The sequence below is a fragment of the Streptomyces sp. NPDC042259 genome, assembly GCF_055582085.1.
In genome coordinates this window covers 235,981-254,624 of the sequence record NZ_JBVJDW010000001.1, presented here as the reverse complement: position 1 = coordinate 254,624, position 18,644 = coordinate 235,981, and the positions used below count along the sequence as shown (strand labels likewise).

The following is an 18,644-nucleotide window of genomic DNA, read 5'->3' as shown; positions in this document are numbered from 1 at the left end:
GCGGGTGCCCGCGCTTGTCGGTGGGGGCCGGTAACCTTCAAAGCTGTCTCCCCCCGCTGTCGCCGACCGTTCGCCGGAGGTCTTCCACTGTGAGCAAGCCGCCCTTCACGCACCTGCACGTACACACGCAGTACTCCCTGCTGGACGGTGCCGCGCGGCTGTCGGACATGTTCAAGGCCTGCAATGAGATGGGCATGACGCATATCGCCATGTCCGACCACGGCAACCTGCACGGCGCCTACGACTTCTTCCATCAGGCCAAGAAGGCGGGCGTCACCCCGATCATCGGCATCGAGGCGTACGTGGCGCCCGAGTCGCGGCGCAACAAGCGGCGCGTCCAGTGGGGCCAGCCGCACCAGAAGCGCGACGACGTCTCCGGTTCGGGCGGTTATACGCACAAGACCATCTGGGCGGCGAACAAGACCGGTCTGCACAACCTCTTCCGGCTGTCCTCCGACGCGTACGCCGAGGGCTGGCTGACCAAGTGGCCGCGCATGGACAAGGAGACCATCTCCCAGTGGTCCGAGGGCCTGATCGCCTCCACCGGCTGCCCCTCCGGCGAGGTGCAGACGCGGCTGCGGCTCGGCCACTTCGACGAGGCGCTCAAGGCCGCCTCCGACTACCAGGACATCTTCGGCAAGGACCGCTACTTCCTGGAGCTGATGGACCACGGCATCGAGATCGAGCGCCGGGTCCGCGACGGGCTGCTGGAGATCGGCAAGAAGCTCGGCATCCCCCCGCTGGTCACCAACGACTCGCACTACACCTACGCGCACGAGGCGAGCGCCCACGACGCCCTGCTGTGCATCCAGACCGGCAAGAACCTCTCCGACCCGGACCGCTTCCGCTTCGACGGCACCGGCTACTACCTGAAGTCGACGGACGAGATGTACGCCATCGACTCCTCCGACGCCTGGCAGGAGGGCTGCGCCAACACGCGCCTGGTCGCCGACCAGATCGACACCGAGGGCTGGTTCCAGGAGCGGAACCTGATGCCGAAGTTCGATGTGCCCGAGGGGTTCACCGAGGTCACCTGGTTCCGCGAGGAGACCATGCGCGGCATGGCCCGGCGCTACCCGGGCGGCATCCCGGAGGACCGGCTCAAGCAGGTCGAGTACGAGATGGACATCATCATCGAGATGGGGTTCCCCGGCTACTTCCTCGTGGTCGCCGACTTCATCATGTGGGCCAAGAACAACGGCATCGCGGTCGGCCCCGGCCGAGGCTCCGCGGCCGGTTCGATCGTCGCGTACGCCATGGGCATCACCGACCTCGACCCCATCGAGCACGGACTGATCTTCGAGCGGTTCCTCAACCCCGAGCGCATCTCCATGCCCGATGTCGACATCGACTTCGACGAGCGCCGGCGCGGTGAGGTGATCCGGTACGTCACCGAGAAGTACGGCGCCGACAAGGTCGCCATGATCGGTACGTACGGCAAGATCAAGGCCAAGAACGCGATCAAGGACTCCGCGCGCGTCCTCGGCTACCCCTACGCCATGGGCGACCGGCTCACCAAGGCCATGCCCGCCGATGTCCTCGGCAAGGGCATCGACCTCAACGGCATCACCGACCCCAGCCACCCGCGCTACGGCGAGGCGGGCGAGATCCGGGGGATGTACGAGAACGAGCCGGACGTCAAGAAGGTCATCGACACCGCCAAGGGCGTCGAGGGCCTGGTCCGCCAGATGGGTGTGCACGCGGCCGGCGTGATCATGTCCAGCGAGACGATCACCGACCACGTCCCCGTCTGGGTGCGGCACTCCGACGGTGTGACCATCACCCAGTGGGACTACCCGAGCTGTGAGTCGCTCGGCCTGCTGAAGATGGACTTCCTCGGCCTGCGCAACCTCACGATCATGGACGACGCCGTCAAGATGGTGAAGGCCAACAAGGGCGTCGACATCGACCTCCTGGCCATCCCGCTGGACGACCCCACCACCTACGAACTGCTCTGCCGCGGTGACACGCTCGGCGTCTTCCAGTTCGACGGCGGCCCCATGCGCTCGCTGCTGCGCCTGATGAAGCCCGACAACTTCGAGGACATCTCCGCCGTCTCGGCCCTCTACCGGCCGGGCCCGATGGGCATGAACTCGCACACCAACTACGCCCTGCGCAAGAACGGCCAGCAGGAGATCACCCCGATCCACCCCGAGCTGGAGGAACCGCTCAAGGAGGTCCTGGGCGTCACCTACGGCCTCATCGTGTACCAGGAGCAGGTGCAGAAGGCCGCCCAGATCATCGCCGGGTACTCGCTCGGCGAGGCCGACATCCTCCGCCGCGTGATGGGCAAGAAGAAGCCCGACGAGCTGGCGAAGAACTTCGTGTTCTTCAAGGAGGGCGCGAAGAAGAAGGGCTTCTCCGACGAGGCCATCCAGGCCCTGTGGGACGTGCTGGTCCCCTTCGCCGGCTACGCGTTCAACAAGGCCCACTCCTCGGCGTACGGCCTGGTCACCTACTGGACCGCCTATCTCAAGGCGAACTACCCGGCCGAGTACATGTCCGCCCTGCTGACCTCGGTCAAGGACGACAAGGACAAGTCGGCGACGTACCTCAACGAGTGCCGGCGCATGGGCATCAAGGTGCTGCCGCCCAACGTCAACGAGTCCGAGTCGAACTTCGCCGCCCAGGGCGACGACGTGATCCTCTTCGGCCTCACCGCCGTCCGCAACGTCGGGCAGAACGTGGTGGACTCGATCATCCGCTGCCGCAAGTCCAAGGGGAAGTACAGCTCCTTCCCCGACTTCCTCGACAAGGTCGAGGCCGTCGTCTGCAACAAGCGGACCGTGGAATCGCTGATCAAGGCCGGCGCCTTCGACGAGATGGGCCACACCCGCAAGGGCCTCACCGCGCACTACGAGCCGATGATCGACAACGTGGTGGCGGTCAAGCGCAAGGAGGCCGAGGGCCAGTTCGACCTCTTCGGCGGCATGGGCGAGGCGGACAGCGACGAGCCCGGCTTCGGGCTCGACGTGGAGTTCTCCGACATCGAGTGGGAGAAGTCCTACCTCCTCGCGCAGGAGCGCGAGATGCTCGGCCTCTACGTCTCCGACCACCCGCTCTTCGGCATCGAGCACGTCCTGAACGACAAGGCCGACGCCGCGATCTCCCAGCTCACCGGCGGTGAGCACGCCGACGGCGCGATCGTGACCATCGGCGGCATCATCTCCGGCCTCCAGCGCAAGATGACCAAGCAGGGCAACGCCTGGGCCATCGCCACCGTCGAGGACCTGGCCGGCTCCATCGACTGCATGTTCTTCCCCGCCACCTACCAGCTGGTCTCCACCCAGCTCGTCGAGGACGCCGTCGTCTTCGTCAAGGGACGGCTCGACAAGCGCGAGGACATCCCCCGCCTGGTCGCCATGGAGCTGATGGTCCCCGACCTGTCCAACGCCGGGACCAACGCCCCCGTGATCATCACCATCCCCACGGTCAAGGTCACCCCGCCGCTGGTGGAGAAGCTCGGCCAGGTGCTCACCCACCACCGGGGCTCCACCGAGGTACGCATCAAGCTCCAGGGCGCGCGCAAGACGACCGTGCTGCGCCTGGACCGCCACCGGGTCACCCCCGACCCGGCGCTCTTCGGCGACCTGAAGGTCCTGCTCGGCCCCTCCTGTCTGGCGGGCTGAACCCGGACGGGCCGGCCGGCCCGTCACACACAGCGACGTGGGGCGCGTCCGGTTCAACCGGACGCGCCCCACGCGCACTTCAAGGCGCCGGGCCGGCACCGTCCCGACGGGGGCGGGCGGCGCCGTCGGGGCGGAGCCGCCCGCCCGCGGGCCCTGCCCCGGCGGCCCGGCGAGCGCTCAGTTGTGACCGAAGCGCTTCTGCCGGCCCTTGTGGGCCACGTCCGCGGGCGTCACATGGGACTGCCGCTGATCGGCCTGGGCCTCCATGGAGGAGCTCTTCGCCTGCTGCGTGCCGCGCTCGGCCGCGCTGCTCTTCTGCTGCTCCCGGTTCTGCTTCCTGTTCTTGGCCATGCTCACGTGCCTCCAGTCGGGGTGACCCCCCGCCGAACACACTGGCACGCGCCGGCGAACCGTGCATTTCGGGTAATTACCGTGCGTGATAGATGCACTTATCGTTCTGTGCCCGTATCCGCCACGCCGATGATCCAGTTCGGACTGATAACCCCCGTGCGGTCGGGCAGACTCCAAGGAAAGCCAAGGCAAACCAGGGGCACGACCGTGCCGGGGGGCGACCGCACTTCTGGACTGACAGCACACTGACGGAAAGAGGGTGGAACGTGGACCGCTGCGTCGTCCTGGTGGACGCCGGCTATCTGCTGGGCGCCGCCGCGAGCCTGTTGGCCGGGGAGCCCGCCCGGTCCCGCATCACCGTCGACCACGCGACTCTCATCCAGGGGTTGCGGGAGCGGGCCGAAGCCGAGACGCAGTGCCCGCTGCTGCGGATCTACTGGTTCGACGGGGCCCCCGACCGGGTGCCGCAGCCCGAGCACCGCAGGCTCCGCGTCATGCCCCGGGTCACCGTCCGGCTGGGTGCCCTGACCCGCAGCGACGGCCGGTGGGCGCAGAAGGGGGTCGACGCGGCCATGCACGCCGAGCTGACCGAGCTGGCCCGCAACCGTGCCTGTGCCGACATCGTGCTCGTCACCGGCGACGGCGATCTGCTCCCGGGCCTGATGTCCGCAAAGGAACACGGCGTCGCCGTCCATCTGTGGGCCGTCCAGGCCGCCGACGGCGACTACAACCAGTCCGAGGACCTGGTCGCCGAAGCCGACGAGCGGCGCGTCCTGGACCGCACCTGGATCACCCGGGCCGTCCGCGCCAAGGAACTCACCGGCATCTGCGCCCCGCAGCCCGCGCCCCGCCCCGAGATCGCCGCGATTCTCTCCGCGCCGCTCCCCGAGACCGCGGCGGCCGCCGCTGCCGCCGCCGCGAGCCGCGCGGCCGACGCCCGCCCCGACCGGCGCAACGGCACCCGGCCCGCCACCCCCGCCGAGCCCTGCCCCGACGTCTGCCCCGAGTCCGAGCGCGGCACCGACAGCCCCGGCGGCAAGGGCGTGCCCACCCCGAAGGACCTCGCCGGCCTCGCCCGCGGACTGGCCGGAGCGGCGTCCCCCAACGGCGGGGGCGCCCAGGCCGGGGCGCAGGGCACGCCCGCCCCCAACGCCACCCTGCGCTGGTCCTCCGACAAGGGCTGGGTCGAGCGCGGCGCCGGAAACGGCCTGGGCGAGCCGCCCGAAACGGCCTCCCTGCCCATGCTCGCCCAGCTCACCAGCGCCGAGCAGCGCTGGGCCGACCGCGAGGAGGACATCACCACCGTCGGCGGCGACCCCTTCGAGGTCGGCCAGGTCTTCGCCCGCCGCTGGACCGAGCGCCTCACCGACTCCGTCCACCTCCAGCACCTGTCCACCGAGTACCCGCGCATCCCGCACCGCATCGACGGCGAGCTGCTGCGCTACGCGGCCCGCTTCGGGCTGCTCGCCCACAAGGACGACCAGATCGACGAGCACGACCGCTACGCGATCCGGGCGGGGTTCTGGCGCGAGATCGACGCGCGCACGGCGGCCGAGCACGCCCCCGCGGGGGATTGAGCCGCCACCGCCCCGGCCCGCCGACGCCGGCTGGGCCGGACGCGGCCGGGCCCGGCCGCCCGAGCCCGCCGGGGGAGATCCCCGGGCGCGCCACCCCGAAGCAAGCCAAGGGCCCCGGAGCGCGTACCCTCATAGCTCGTGAGGATGGGCGCGAAACAGGCGGAGCGGGGCTCCCCAGGGCGGGCGACGGACGACGCGGTGTGCACCGTGCGCGGCCTCGTCAAGACCTACCCCGCCGCGCGCGGGCGCCGGGGCGCCCCCGGCGCGGCCGCCGTACGGGCCAGCGACGGCATCGACCTCGACGTCCGGCGTGGTGAGATCTTCGGGCTGCTCGGCCCCAACGGCGCCGGCAAGTCCACCCTCGTACGCCAGCTCACCGGTCTGCTGCGGCCCGACGCCGGCAGCGTCGACCTGCTCGGCCACGACCTGGTACGCCACCCCGAGCGCGCCTCCCGGCTCGTCGGCTACCTCGGCCAGGAGTCCACCGCGCTCGACGAGCTGACGGTCTCCCTGGCCGCGGAGACCACCGGGCGGCTGCGCGGGCTCACCCTGCGCGACGCCCGCGCCGAGCGGGACGCCGTCATCGACGAACTCGGCCTCGCCCCGATCGCCGGCCGCCCGCTGAAGAAGCTCTCCGGCGGCCAGCGCCGGCTCGCCTGCTTCGCCGCGACCCTCGTCGGGGAGCGGCCCGTGCTCGTCCTGGACGAGCCCACCACCGGCATGGACCCCGTCGCGCGCCGCGCCGTCTGGGCCGCCGTCGACCGACGGCGTGCCGAGCACGGCGCGACCGTGCTGCTCGTCACCCACAACGTCATCGAGGCCGAGACCGTCCTCGACCGGGTCGCGGTCCTGGAGCGCGGCCGGATCATCGCCTGTGACACCCCCACCGGCCTCAAGGAACTCGTCGGCGACGAGGTCCGCGTCGAACTCGTCTGGCGCGCCGAGCCCCCGCTGGACATCCCCGAGGTCGCGGCGCTGCGCGACGCGGCCCACGAGTCGGGCCGCCGCTGGTCGCTGCGGCTCGCCCCCGCCGCGGCGCGGGCCGCCGTGGCCGCCGTGACCGGCGGCCCCGCCTTCGCCGCGCTCGACGACTTCACGCTCGCCACCCCGAGTCTGGAGGACGTCTATCTGGCGCTCGGCGGCGACCGCACCGAGGGACTGGTGAAGGGGTGACCCATTCATGACGGGCCACTGGACCGGACCGAACAGGAGCTGTGCCGGGTGACTGCTGTATCCGCGGAGGTACTGTCCGGCCGCGCCGGGGCCGAGGGCCCGGCCCGGCCCGTGGACGGAACCCGGCCCCGGCCGGGCGGCGACGGCGCCGCACCGCTCGCTCCCCGGGCGCGGCTGCTGCCCGCCCTGGTCGCCGTGTACCGGGCGCAGCTCTCGCGCGCCCGGGTGGCGCGGATCCCGCTGCTGTTCGTCGCGACGTTCCAGTCCGTGGGGATCATGGTCCTGATGCGCGGGGTCGTGGACGGCGGGGACGAGGCGCGGGCCGTCGTCGCCGGGTCCAGCGTGCTGGTCGTGGCGTTCGTCGCGCTGAACCTCCTCGCCCAGTACTTCGGGCAGCTGCGCGCCAGCGGCGGCCTCGACCACTACGCGACCCTCCCGGTGCCGCCCGCCGCGGTGGTGCTGGGCGCGGCGGCGGCCTACGCCTCCTTCACCGTGCCCGGCACGGCCGTCACGGCCGTCGTCGGCAGCGCGCTGTTCCATCTGCCGATGACCCATCTGTGGGTGCTCGTCGCGGTGATCCCGCTGGCCGGGGCGGCGCTCGCCGGGCTCGGCGCGGCGCTCGGGCTGCTCGCCCCCCGCCAGGAACTGGCGACGCTGTGCGGCCAGCTGGGCATGTCCGCGGCGCTGCTGCTGGGCGTGCTCCCGGCCGCCCACCTGCCCGCCCCCATCGGCTACGCGCGGGATCTGCTGCCCTCCACCTACGGCGTGGAGGCCCTGGCGCGGACCTTCGACGAGCGGCCCGACTGGCTGCTGGTGGCCGCCGACCTCGGGGTGTGCGCCGCCGTCGGCGTGGTCTCGCTGGCCGTCGCCACTTGGGCGTACCGCAGGGCGGCCGTGCGGTGACGCGCCGCAGCGGCGGTCCTGCCGCCGACGGCACACCGCCGACCTGGCACGATGGCAAGGTGACCGCACCGCTGACGCCGCCGCACGAACCCCCGCACGAACCCTCCCGCATCCCCCCGCACGGGCTCGCGCCCCAGGAGACCGACGACGGCCCGGGACTCGTCGCCGAGCTGCGCCAGGCCGGGGCCGTCGCCGCGGTGGTGACCCTCGCCGGGGTGCTGCTGGGGCTGCTGTGGCTGTGGCTGGCGCCGCGCGTGCCGCTGATCTCGGACGGCAAGGCCGTCTACCTCAAGGCCACCGAAGGGGAGCAGGCGATCGGCGCCGACGGCACGTTCGTGCTGTTGGGGGTGGGCTTCGGCGCGGTGTGCGCGGCCCTGGTCTTCTGGTTCCGCCGCCGCGGCGGCATCCCCCTCGTCATCGGGCTGGCGCTCGGCTCGCTGCTGGCCTCGGTGGTCGGCTGGCGGCTGGGCGTGTGGCTCGGCCCGAGTTCCGACGTGGCCGCCAGTGCCCGCGCCGCGGGCCGGGGCGTGGTCTTCGACGCCCCGCTCCGGCTGGGAGCGAAGGGCGCGCTGCTGACCTGGCCCCTGGCCGCGATGGCCGTCCACCTCGGCCTCACCGCGGCGTTCGGTCCTCGCGACCCGGAACCCGATGCTCCGCACTGGTCGGGCCCCGCGCCGAAGGGGTAGGGCGCGCCGCGCCCGGCGAATCCTCGGCTGCGGGCCGTCGTTGCCGCCTGCGGCGGCGAGCGCCCTGCGGGCGCGTCCTCAAGCGCCGGACGGGCTTGATTCGAGCCCGTCCGGCGTTTGAGGACAGGGCACAGCGCCGGTCGTCGTTCGTCGCGCCGCCGGCCCCAGGCGTTACGCCGGGCGCCGGCCGTGGTTGGCGCGGTTCTTCTTCAGGCGCCAGCGGCGCTTGCGGGTGCGCTTCGACATGGGCGTCCCTCCCTGGGCGGGACGCGCGTACGGCGGCCCGCCCCCCGGTCGTAACCGAGGGACGCGCAACAGTCCAGCCCCACGGCAGGGGAGCGCGGAAGCGGACCGGTGGCTCAGGGGCGGGCGATCGGCGCGAGCACCGCGCCCGTCAGCGCCGCGAGGTCACCGGGCGACAGCTCGACCTCCAGCCCGCGCCGGCCCGCCGAGACACAGATCGTCTCGAACGCGCCGGCCGAGGCGTCCAGCGCCGTCGGCAGCCGCTTGCGCTGGCCGAGCGGCGAGATCCCGCCCCGCACGTATCCCGTGGTGCGCTCGGCCGCCGCCGGGTCGGCCATCGCGGCCCGCTTGCCGCCGACCGCGGCCGCGAGGGCCTTGAGGTCCAGCGAACCGGAGACGGGCACCACGGCCACGGTCAGCTCGCCGTCCACGTCGGCCACCAGGGTCTTGAACACCCGGCCCGGGTCGACGCCCAGTGCCCGTGCCGCCTCCTCGCCGTAGGAGGGGGCGGCCGGGTCGTGCTCGTAGGCGCGCACGGCGAAGACGGTGCCCGCCTTCTCCAGGGCGACGATCGCGGGCGTGGCACCGGACTGCTGTTTCCTGGACTTCTTCGCCAAGGCCGGCCCTTTCGTGGGGGTGCCGTCGGGGCTCAGTTGGGGCTGGTCGGCCGCCGGGTGAATTCCACGGCCGGGAGCGACGGGAGCTTACCGATCACCGCGGTCTCGGCGCGCAGTATTTTCAGCTCCTCCGTCAGCCGGGCCGCCGTGTCCGGGGCCTCCAGCAGCCGCTGCTTGGCCGGGGTGTCCAGCACCGCCGCGGCCGCCACCAGGTAGGACAGCACCGACGGCTCGCCGGGCAGGTCCGCCGCACCGCTCAGCGACCGCTCCCGCGCCCCTGCCAGCCGCTTCTGGTAGGCCCGGAAGGCCCGCACGACACCGGAGGCCAGCGCGCCCGCCTCCGCGCCCTGCTCCTCCTCGATGCTCTCCACCTCACCCGTCAGATACGGGCCCGAGGCGTCGACGGACAGCAGCCGGAAACGGGTGGTGCCGGTGGCCAGCACCTCGTACGTGCCGTCCTCGCGTTCGCGGATCGTCGCCGCGTCCGCCGTGCAGCCCACCAGGTGGAACGCCTTGATCGGGTCGGGGCCGAAGCCGGAGGCCGGTCCCGGCTCCGGCCGGGCGCCCTCGGGCAGACCGGGCGCGCTGGGCGCGACCTCGCTGCCGTCGCGGATGGCGACGACGCCGAAGCGGCGCGGCTCGTCCTCCGGCAGTGCCGACAGATCGCGCATCAGCGCGCGGTAGCGCTGCTCGAAGACGTTCAGCGGGAGGACGAGTCCCGGGAACAGCACCGAGTTCAGCGGGAAGAGCGGAAGGCGCGCGGTGGTCACAGTCGGTAAGCCTAGGGCCTGTCCGGCGGATCTTGGGCTGCGAGCCGTCCGCGCGGGCCGCGGCGACGGGCGCCCCGCGGGGCGCGTCCCCAACCGCCGCACGGGCTCGCTCCCCGGCCCGGGCCCGACGGGGACCGGGCCCGTTTCACTGACGGCGCAGCAACCGGGAGGCCCCGGCGGCGACCGTGGTGGCCAGCACCCAGCCCAGCAGGATCAGGGCCGTCACCACCCACTGGGCGGCCCCGGTGGGTTTCCAGGAACCGCCCTGCCCCAGGTCGATGACCGGCAGCAGCAGATCCAGGGTGTAGAGCACGGCGCTCCAGTCCGGTCCCTCGCCCTCCTTCAGGGGAGCCACCGGGCGCCAGGTGAAGTACAGCGTGCCCAGCGCCCACAGCACCGCCATCCACACCGCGGCCCGCCCGGGGCGGTAGCCGTACGCCACCGTCCAGTCCTGGAGGTACCCCCACGCCTTGCCCGCCAGCGGCAGCGTCTCGCGTCTGCGGCGCTGCTTGGCGAGCAGCACCGCCCGCGCGTCGGAGTCCTCGCCGCTGGCGCGCAGCGCCCCCGCCAGCCGCTCGTACGGTTCCGGGGCGTACTCGGGGGTGGCGGCCGCCACCCACTCCAGCCGCCGGGCGAGCGGGAAGTGACCGAGCGGTATCAGGTGCTCGTAGAAGAACCCGGCCATCACCAGGCCGCCGGGGCCCGGCCAGCTGTCGGCCCGGTCGACGAGATTGGCCACCCGCGCCCCGGACAGCACCACCCGACCGCGCTGCTGCCGCTCCCCGAGGAAACGCAGCTCGGGCGTCTGCACCCGGCGCAGCGAAAGCTCCTGGTCCGCCTCCATCACGAACCGGGCCTGGCTGAGGTCCACCGCGTCACCGAACCGCCCGTCGTCGAGCCGCACCCCGCCCTGGCACTCGAAGGGCTGCAGCCGGGTGCCGTGCGCCGGGGTGTTGGTGATGCCGTACGGGGGAGTGGCGCCGGTGAAGGGCGAACCGCTGACACCGGCCGCCGTCAGATAGAGGGTGCGCTCGACGGTCAGCTGCGGGGCGTTGAAGGCGCGCCGCCCGAAGGGATTGTTCAGCGAGCTGCCGCGCAGGCTCAGCGAGGCGCCTATCTTGCCGCCGCGCATGCTCATCTCCCCGTCGGAACGCATCATCTCGGCCTGCAGGTCCTGCCCGACGGTCAGCCCGTCGGCGGCGATGGACAGCCCCCGCCGGTCCCGGCGCACCATCATCTGGTTCAGCAGCAGGTCCGACCCGATGTGCGCGTCCGTCAGCCGGATGCCGCTGGGGATGACGCAGCGCGGCAGATGCAGATCGCCCTCGGTGGTCAGCCGGGCGGCCTCCAGCCGGGGGATCGCGCAGCCGACCAGCCGCAGGGTGGTGAAACGGCTCTCCGGTAACAGGATCTGCTGCTCGAAACGGCAATTGTGCATCTCGACATACGGGACGACCGTCCCGCCCGAGAGATCCAGGGTGCCGGTGACGTGCACCCCGTTGAGCTTCAGGGCGCAGACGCGGCCCGGCTGCGGGGGCGGGCCGTCCAGGAGCAGCAGGGCGACGATCCGGGCCCGCACACTGCGCTCGGGCCCCCAGGTGTGCGGGCCGGTCGGGTCGTTGCGCTCGGGGTAGGGGGTGCGCAGATCATGGGTGCTGCCATTGCGGAACGCCTGCCACATGCCCCACTCGGCGGTGGTGAGATCGAGCCCGGCGGGCGGTTCACCGTCACGTGGCTCGGTCACGGCCGTTTCCCTCCCGTCACCTGTACCACTTGTACAGGTCCCATTCCCGCTCTGTGCCCGCTTGAACGCCGATAGTGATGATCAACTGTTCTTCGGGCACCCGTCAACGGGCAACGGCCCCGACGCGACGTATCACCAAGTGGTACGGCGCGCCGTGTGCCGGGACGGGTCTGAGACAATTGGCGGTGTGATCTCCCGAATCGATCTGCGCGGTGCCGCCTCGGGCGTCGACCGCGATCTGCTGCCCCGAGCCGAACTCGACGTCGAGGCCGCCCTGGAAAAGGTGCGGCCCATCTGCGAGGACGTGCATCATCGTGGCACCGCGGCCCTGATCGACTACGCGGAGCGGTTCGACGGCGTCCGGATCGACCGGGTGCGCGTCGCCCCCGAGGAGATCACCGGTGCCCTTGAGCGGCTGGATCCGGCCGTACGGGCCGCGCTGGAGGAGTCCATCCGCCGCGCCCGCCTCGTCCACCGCGAGCAGCGGCGCACCGACAAGACGGTCAAGGTCGTCCCCGGCGGCACCGTCACCGAGCGCTGGGTGCCCGTCGAGCGCGTCGGGCTGTACGTGCCCGGCGGCAACGCGGTCTACCCCTCGTCCGTCGTGATGAACGTCGTCCCCGCCCAGGAGGCCGGCGTCGCCTCGCTCGCCGTCTCCTCGCCGCCGCAGAAGGACCACGGCGGCCTGCCGCACCCCACGATCCTCGCCGCCTGCGCCCTCCTCGGCGTCGACGAGGTCTACGCCGCCGGCGGCGCCCAGGCGATCGCCATGTTCGCCTACGGCACCGACGAGTGCCGCCCCGCCCAGCTGGTCACCGGCCCCGGGAACATCTGGGTCGCCGCCGCCAAGCGCCTGCTCAAGGGCCGGATCGGCATCGACGCCGAGGCCGGCCCGACCGAGATCGCGATCCTCGCCGACGACACCGCCGACGCCGCGCACGTCGCCGCCGACCTCATCAGCCAGGCCGAGCACGACGTGCTGGCCGCCGCCGTCCTCGTCACGCCCTCCGAGGCGCTCGCCGAGGCCGTCGAGGCCGAACTGAAGACGCAGGTCGCCGCCACCCGGCACCAGGAGCGGATCACCGAGGCGCTCGCCGGACGCCAGTCCGGCATCGTCCTCGTCGACGACCTCGACCAGGGCCTCGCCGTCGTCGACGCCTACGCGGCCGAGCACCTGGAGATCCAGACCGAGAACGCCGCCGCCGTCGCCGCCCGGGTGCGCAACGCCGGAGCGATCTTCGTCGGCCCCTACGCGCCGGTCTCGCTCGGCGACTACTGCGCCGGCTCCAACCACGTCCTGCCCACCGGCGGCTGCGCCTGCCACTCCTCCGGCCTGTCCGTGCAGTCCTTCCTGCGCGGCATCCACGTCGTCGATTACACCCGCGACGCGCTCGCCGAGGTCGCCCACCACGTGGTCACCCTCGCCGAGGCCGAGGACCTGCCCGCACACGGAGCCGCGCTCAAGGCGAGGTTCGGCTGGAAGGTGCCGAAGTAAGTGACCGGCGACACCCCCACGTCCCCCTGGGACGACCTCCCCGTCCGCGACGAACTGCGCGGCAAGTCCCCCTACGGCGCGCCCCAGCTCGACGTGCCCGTCCGGCTGAACACCAACGAGAGCCCCTACCCGCTGCCCGAGCCCCTCGTCGCCCGCATCGCCGAGCGCGTCACCGAGGCGGCCCGGCACCTCAACCGCTACCCCGACCGGGACGCGGTCGAACTCCGCACCGAGCTGGCGAAGTACCTCACCCGCACCACCGGCCACGAGGTCGGCCGCGCGGGCGTGTGGGCCGCCAACGGCTCCAACGAGGTCCTGCAGCAACTGCTCCAGACCTTCGGCGGCCCCGGCCGCACGGCGATGGGCTTCGAGCCCTCCTACTCGATGCACGTCCTGATCTCGCGGAGCACCGGCACCGGCTGGACCGCCGGGCCGCGCACCGCCGACTTCACCATCGACGTCGACGCGGCCGTACGGGCCATCGCCGAGCAGCGGCCCGACGTGGTCTTCGTCTGCTCTCCGAACAACCCCACCGGCACCGCCGTCGACGCCGCCACCGTCCTGCGGCTGTACGAGGCCGCGCAGGCGGCGAAGCCCTCGATCGTGGTCGTGGACGAGGCGTACGGCGAGTTCAGCCACCACCCCTCGCTGCTGCCGCTCATCGAGGGCCGCCCGCACCTCGTCGTCTCCCGGACCATGTCCAAGGCCTTCGGCGCGGCCGGACTGCGCCTGGGCTATCTGGCCGCCCACCCCGCCGTCGTCGACGCCGTCCAGCTCGTCCGGCTGCCGTACCACCTGTCGTCCGTCACCCAGGCCACCGCGCTCGCGGCCCTGGAGCACACCGATACGCTGCTCGGCTACGTCGAACAGCTCAAGTCCGAGCGCGACCGCATCGTCACCGAGCTGCGCGCCATGGGCTGCGAGGTGACGGATTCCGACGCCAACTTCGTCCAGTTCGGCCGCTTCGAGGACAGCCACGCGGCGTGGCGGGCCATCCTCGACCACGGCGTCCTGGTCAGGGACAACGGCGTACCGGGCCGGCTGCGGGTCACCGCCGGCACCCCGGCGGAGAACGACGCCTTCCTCGACGCGGTACGTGCCATTCGCAAGGAGAACAACCGATGAACCGCGTGGGCCGCACGGAGCGCACCACCAAGGAGACGTCCGTCCTCGTCGAGATCGATCTCGACGGGACGGGGCAGGTCGACGTGTCGACAGGCGTCGGCTTCTTCGACCACATGCTCGACCAGCTCGGCCGGCACGGCCTCTTCGACCTCCGGGTCAAGACCGACGGCGATCTGCACATCGACACCCACCACACCATCGAGGACACCGCCCTCGCGCTCGGCGCCGCCTTCAAGCAGGCGCTCGGCGACAAGGTGGGCATCTACCGGTTCGGCAACTGCACCGTGCCGCTGGACGAGTCCCTCGCCCAGGTCACCGTGGACCTCTCCGGCCGCCCCTACCTGGTGCACTCCGAGCCGGAGAACATGGCACCGATGATCGGCGCCTACGACACCACGATGACCCGGCACATCCTGGAGTCCTTCGTCGCACAGGCCCAGATCGCCCTGCACGTCCACGTGCCGTACGGGCGCAACGCCCACCACATCGTGGAATGCCAGTTCAAGGCCCTCGCCCGCGCCCTGCGCTACGCCAGCGAGCGCGACCCGCGCGCGGCCGGCATCCTCCCGTCCACGAAGGGCGCGCTGTGAGCGACGCACGCGCGGCCTCCGGGCCGCGGACGACCTCGAAGCCCGCACCGCCGCGCCGCGCGGGCGGAGAAACGAACGGAAAGACACGATGACCGGCCTCTCGTCCATCCTGATCGTGGTGGGGTTGTTCCTCGCCGGCGGGATCTACTCCTTCACCAAACAGGGCATGCCCAAGGGCCTGATCGTGCTGCTCGGCATAGCGTCCGTGATGTGCCTGGTGGCCGGTGTACTGCGACTGCAGGGGGTCTGGGAATGAGCGACCGCAAGAAGGTCGTCGTCTTCGACTACGGATTCGGCAATGTCCGTTCCGCCGAGCGTGCCCTCGCCCACGTCGGCGCCGATGTGGAGATCACCCGGGATTACGACCGGGCGATGACCGCCGACGGGCTGCTCGTCCCGGGCGTCGGCGCGTTCGACGCGTGCATGAAGGGCCTGCGTGCCGCCCGCGGCGACTGGATCATCGGGCGCCGGCTGTCCGGCGGCCGGCCCGTGATGGGCATCTGCGTCGGCATGCAGATCCTCTTCGAGCGCGGCATCGAGCACGGCGTCGAGACCGAGGGCCTGGACGAGTGGCCGGGCACGGTCGAGCCGCTCAAGGCCCCCGTGGTGCCGCACATGGGCTGGAACACCGTCACCCCGGCGGCGGACTCCCGGCTCTTCGCGGGCCTCGACGCAGGCACCCGCTACTACTTCGTGCATTCCTACGCCGTGCGCGAGTGGGGTTTCGAGATCACCGCGGACCACATCCGGCCGCCCCAGGTCACCTGGGCCACCCATGGCGAGCCGTTCATCGCCGCGGTGGAGAACGGACCGCTGTGCGCCACCCAGTTCCATCCCGAGAAGTCCGGCGACGCCGGCGCCCAGTTGCTGACCAACTGGCTCGCCACCCTCTAGCCCTCTCGACCCCTGCTATCTAGGAACATGCCTTGAGCGCCAACCGCCTCGAACTCCTCCCCGCCGTCGATGTCCGCGACGGCCAGGCCGTCCGTCTCGTCCATGGCGAGTCCGGCTCCGAGACGTCGTACGGCGACCCCCTGTCCGCCGCCCTGGCCTGGCAGCGGGCGGGCGCCGAGTGGCTGCATCTGGTGGACCTGGACGCCGCCTTCGGTACCGGCGACAACCGGGCCCAGGTCGCCGAGGTGGCCCGCTCGATGGACATCAAGGTCGAGCTGTCCGGCGGCATCCGCGACGACGCCTCGCTGGCCGCCGCCCTCGCCACCGGCTGCACCCGCGTCAACCTCGGCACCGCCGCCCTGGAGAGCCCCGAGTGGGTCGCCAAGGTCATCGCCGAGCACGGCGAGAGGATCGCCGTCGGTCTGGACGTCCGGGGCACCACCCTGCGCGGCCGCGGCTGGACCCGTGACGGCGGCGACCTGTACGAGACCCTCGCCCGTCTGGACGCCGAGGGCTGCGCCCGCTACGTCGTGACCGACATCGCCAAGGACGGCACGCTCCAGGGCCCCAACCTGGAACTCCTCCGCGGGGTCTGCGCGGTCACCGACAGGCCGATCGTCGCCTCCGGCGGTGTTTCGTCCCTTGACGATCTGCGGGCGATCGCCACTCTGGTACCGGAGGGTGTCGAAGGTGCCATTGTCGGCAAGGCTCTCTACGCCAAGGCGTTCACCTTGGAAGAAGCCCTGGAGGCAGTGTCCGTATGACCGAATCCCCAGCCCCGCGGCGTGTGCAGACAGACAGCTCCTGGGAGGAGTCGATCGGCTTCGCACGTGCCGTGGCGGCGGGGGACCGGGTCCTCGTCGCCGGGACGATGCCGCTGGTGCACGGCGTCCTGCAGGGCGAGGGCGACCCCTACGAGCAGACGCTCGCGGCCTTCGGCAGTGCGCTGGCCGCGCTGCGCGAGTTCGGTCTCGGCGTCGAGTCCGTCATCCGCACCCGGATGTATCTGACCCACGCGCGTGACGTGGACGCGGTCGGCCGCGCCCACAAGGAACTCTTCGACGCCGTACGTCCCGTGGCGACCCTCGTCGTGGTCTCCGGCTTCGTCGACTCACGCGTCCTGGTCGAAGTAGAAGTAGAAGCTTACCGAGGAGCATCGAGCACATGACCCTGGCGGTCCGAGTCATCCCCTGCCTGGACGTGGACAACGGACGGGTCGTCAAGGGCGTCAACTTCCAGAATCTGCGGGACGCGGGCGACCCCGTCGAGATGGCCAGGATCTACGGCCGGGAAGGCGCCGACGAGCTGACCTTCCTCGACATCACCGCCTCCTCGGGCAACCGCGAGACCACCTACGACGTGGTGCGCCGCACCGCCGAGCAGGTCTTCATCCCGCTGACCGTGGGCGGCGGCGTCCGCACCGCCGACGACGTCGACAAGCTGCTGCGGGCCGGCGCCGACAAGGTCGGGGTCAACACCGCGGCCATCGAGCGGCCCGAGCTGATCCGCGAGATCGCGGAGCGCTTCGGCCGTCAGGTGCTGGTGTTGTCGGTGGACGCCCGCCGTGGCCCGTCCGGGAGTTTCGAGGTCACCACGCACGGCGGCCGGCGCGGCACGGGAATGGACGCCGTGGAGTGGGCGCACCGGGCGGCCGAGCTGGGTGCCGGTGAGATCCTGCTGAACTCGATGGACGCCGACGGCACGAAGGACGGCTACGACACCGAGATGATCCGGGAGGTGCGCAAGCACGTCACCGTCCCGGTCATCGCGAGCGGTGGCGCGGGCCGTCTGGAGCACTTCGCCCCGGCGATCGAGGCGGGCGCGGACGCGGTCCTCGCCGCCTCGGTCTTCCACTTCGGTGATCTGCGCATCGGCGAGGTCAAGGACTGCCTGCGCTCCGCCGGGCATGAGGTGCGCTAGGCGCGAGCCGTCGAGTATCACCGGCCCCAGGCCGTCGCCCGCCTGCGGCGGCGGGCGCCCTGCGGGCGCGTCCTCAAACGCCGGACAGGCTTGACGTGGCTTGGGCCATGACAGCCAAGCCCAGCCGAATCCAGCCCGTCCGGCGATTGAGGACGACCGCCGCGCAGCGGTGGTGCCGACGGACTCCGGCGGTTCTTCGGCCATCGGCCCGTCGTGCCGCCTGCGGCGGCGAGGCGCCCTGCGGGCGCGTCCTCAAACGCCGGACGGGCTTGAGATGCTCAAATGCCCAGCTTCGCTTCGAGCAGCTTCGCGCGGGCGTCCTTGTCGCCCTCCAGGTCGACGCGGGCGGCGTCCTGGCGGCCGAAGACGAACAGGGTCAGCTCACCCGGCTCCCCGGTGACCGTGACGACCGGGGTGCCGCGGTGGGCCACGGCCGTACGGCCGTCGGGCCGGCGCAGCACCAGGCCCACCGGTGAGCGGCGGCCCAGCATCCGGGCCATCCGCTCGACCCGGCTCCACAACGCGTCCGAGAAGACCGGATCGAGCACCCGCGGCGTCCACTCCGGCCGCGCACGGCGGACATCCTCGGTGTGGATGTAGAACTCGACGGTGTTGGCCGCCTCGTCGACCTGCTTGAGGGCGTACGGCGACAGGCGCGGCGGACCCGTACGGATCAGCTGCAGCAGCTCCTCGTACGGCTTCGCGGCGTATTCGGCCTGCACCCGTTCCAGGCGGGCGGCCAGTGGCTTGAGCACCAGACCCGCCGCCGCGTCGGAACGGCGCTCGCGGACCACGACGTGCGCCGCGAGGTCACGGGTGCGCCAGCCGTCGCAGAGCGTCGGAGCGTGCGGACCCGCCGTCTCCAACAGGTCGGCGAGGAGGAGGCGTTCGCGCTGGGCATGGGTTGACATGCCGTCAGCCTACGAC

The 18,644-nt window shown here is 72.0% G+C and carries 19 protein-coding genes; 13 read left to right on the top strand and 6 right to left on the bottom strand.

All coding sequences use genetic code 11. The features are described 5' to 3' along the window. Positions 1-89: 89 nt before the first annotated feature. Positions 90-3,629, top strand: a complete 3,540-nt coding sequence (gene dnaE / locus ACZ6MA_RS01175; RefSeq protein ID WP_469430071.1) for a DNA polymerase III subunit alpha — start codon at positions 90-92, stop codon at positions 3,627-3,629. Between the two features lie 177 nt (positions 3,630-3,806). Here dnaE and ACZ6MA_RS01170 read toward each other — a convergent pair whose 3' ends face one another. Then, a complete protein-coding gene (locus ACZ6MA_RS01170; protein WP_469430069.1) occupies positions 3,807-3,980 on the bottom strand; it encodes a hypothetical protein in 174 nt (57 codons plus the stop codon). A gap of 266 nt (positions 3,981-4,246) precedes the next feature. Between ACZ6MA_RS01170 and ACZ6MA_RS01165 the strand changes: the two genes are divergently transcribed. The 4 genes from ACZ6MA_RS01165 to ACZ6MA_RS01150 all read left to right on the top strand — a co-directional run bounded on the left by ACZ6MA_RS01165 (position 4,247) and on the right by ACZ6MA_RS01150 (position 8,319). Beyond that, positions 4,247-5,557 (top strand): NYN domain-containing protein, encoded by a 1,311-nt coding sequence (locus ACZ6MA_RS01165; protein WP_469430067.1) that lies wholly within the window; start codon positions 4,247-4,249, stop codon positions 5,555-5,557. 144 nt (positions 5,558-5,701) lie between these two features. Next, on the top strand, positions 5,702-6,730 hold the full coding sequence (locus ACZ6MA_RS01160; RefSeq protein WP_469431144.1) for an ABC transporter ATP-binding protein: 1,029 nt from the start codon (positions 5,702-5,704) through the stop codon (positions 6,728-6,730). A gap of 48 nt (positions 6,731-6,778) precedes the next feature. Then, positions 6,779-7,633, top strand: coding sequence for an ABC transporter permease (locus ACZ6MA_RS01155; protein ID WP_469430065.1), 855 nt, complete (start codon positions 6,779-6,781; stop codon positions 7,631-7,633). Positions 7,634-7,692: 59 nt separating this feature from the next. Next, entirely contained in the window at positions 7,693-8,319 is a 627-nt protein-coding gene (locus tag ACZ6MA_RS01150) for an ABC transporter permease (protein ID WP_469430063.1), read from the top strand. 171 nt (positions 8,320-8,490) lie between these two features. Here ACZ6MA_RS01150 and ACZ6MA_RS01145 read toward each other — a convergent pair whose 3' ends face one another. The 4 genes from ACZ6MA_RS01145 to ACZ6MA_RS01130 all read right to left on the bottom strand — a co-directional run bounded on the left by ACZ6MA_RS01145 (position 8,491) and on the right by ACZ6MA_RS01130 (position 11,693). Beyond that, the gene (locus tag ACZ6MA_RS01145) at positions 8,491-8,565 is read right to left on the bottom strand and encodes a 50S ribosomal protein bL37 (protein WP_430542707.1); all 75 of its coding nucleotides are present in this window, start codon (positions 8,563-8,565) and stop codon (positions 8,491-8,493) included. 113 nt (positions 8,566-8,678) lie between these two features. Then, positions 8,679-9,179 (bottom strand): Cys-tRNA(Pro) deacylase, encoded by a 501-nt coding sequence (ybaK, locus tag ACZ6MA_RS01140; protein ID WP_469430062.1) that lies wholly within the window; start codon positions 9,177-9,179, stop codon positions 8,679-8,681. Between the two features lie 32 nt (positions 9,180-9,211). Next, on the bottom strand, positions 9,212-9,949 hold the full coding sequence (locus ACZ6MA_RS01135) for an LON peptidase substrate-binding domain-containing protein (protein ID WP_469430060.1): 738 nt from the start codon (positions 9,947-9,949) through the stop codon (positions 9,212-9,214). Positions 9,950-10,094: 145 nt separating this feature from the next. After that, positions 10,095-11,693 carry an oxidoreductase gene (locus tag ACZ6MA_RS01130; protein WP_469430058.1) on the bottom strand — a complete coding sequence of 533 codons (1,599 nt, stop codon included), beginning with the start codon at positions 11,691-11,693 and terminating at the stop codon, positions 10,095-10,097. Between the two features lie 187 nt (positions 11,694-11,880). Here ACZ6MA_RS01130 and hisD point away from each other — a divergent pair, with 187 nt between their 5' ends. The 8 genes from hisD to hisF all read left to right on the top strand — a co-directional run bounded on the left by hisD (position 11,881) and on the right by hisF (position 17,717). Next, the gene (hisD, locus tag ACZ6MA_RS01125) at positions 11,881-13,188 is read left to right on the top strand and encodes a histidinol dehydrogenase (RefSeq protein ID WP_469430056.1); all 1,308 of its coding nucleotides are present in this window, start codon (positions 11,881-11,883) and stop codon (positions 13,186-13,188) included. Then, complete coding sequence (locus ACZ6MA_RS01120; RefSeq protein ID WP_469430055.1) at positions 13,189-14,313, top strand: histidinol-phosphate transaminase; 1,125 nt, start codon at positions 13,189-13,191, stop codon at positions 14,311-14,313. Beyond that, a complete protein-coding gene (hisB, locus tag ACZ6MA_RS01115) occupies positions 14,310-14,903 on the top strand; it encodes an imidazoleglycerol-phosphate dehydratase HisB (protein WP_469430053.1) in 594 nt (197 codons plus the stop codon). Before ACZ6MA_RS01120 ends, hisB begins: the two co-directional genes overlap by 4 nt. A gap of 88 nt (positions 14,904-14,991) precedes the next feature. Next, positions 14,992-15,159 carry a hypothetical protein gene (locus tag ACZ6MA_RS01110; protein ID WP_469430052.1) on the top strand — a complete coding sequence of 56 codons (168 nt, stop codon included), beginning with the start codon at positions 14,992-14,994 and terminating at the stop codon, positions 15,157-15,159. Further along, a complete protein-coding gene (gene hisH / locus ACZ6MA_RS01105; RefSeq protein WP_469430050.1) occupies positions 15,156-15,797 on the top strand; it encodes an imidazole glycerol phosphate synthase subunit HisH in 642 nt (213 codons plus the stop codon). The genes ACZ6MA_RS01110 and hisH overlap by 4 nt, the downstream gene beginning before the upstream one ends. 32 nt (positions 15,798-15,829) lie before the next feature. Continuing rightward, positions 15,830-16,561: a bifunctional 1-(5-phosphoribosyl)-5-((5-phosphoribosylamino)methylideneamino)imidazole-4-carboxamide isomerase/phosphoribosylanthranilate isomerase PriA gene (priA, locus tag ACZ6MA_RS01100; RefSeq protein ID WP_469430049.1), complete on the top strand. Its 732-nt coding sequence runs from the start codon at positions 15,830-15,832 to the stop codon at positions 16,559-16,561. Beyond that, positions 16,558-16,965 (top strand): RidA family protein, encoded by a 408-nt coding sequence (locus tag ACZ6MA_RS01095; protein WP_469430047.1) that lies wholly within the window; start codon positions 16,558-16,560, stop codon positions 16,963-16,965. The genes priA and ACZ6MA_RS01095 overlap by 4 nt, the downstream gene beginning before the upstream one ends. Next, positions 16,962-17,717: an imidazole glycerol phosphate synthase subunit HisF gene (gene hisF / locus ACZ6MA_RS01090; RefSeq protein WP_469430046.1), complete on the top strand. Its 756-nt coding sequence runs from the start codon at positions 16,962-16,964 to the stop codon at positions 17,715-17,717. The genes ACZ6MA_RS01095 and hisF overlap by 4 nt, the downstream gene beginning before the upstream one ends. Before the next feature lie 278 nt (positions 17,718-17,995). Here the strand turns inward: hisF and ACZ6MA_RS01085 are convergent, their stop codons facing one another. Continuing rightward, entirely contained in the window at positions 17,996-18,628 is a 633-nt protein-coding gene (locus ACZ6MA_RS01085) for a TIGR03085 family metal-binding protein (protein WP_469430045.1), read from the bottom strand. Between the last annotated feature and the right edge of the window lie 16 nt (positions 18,629-18,644).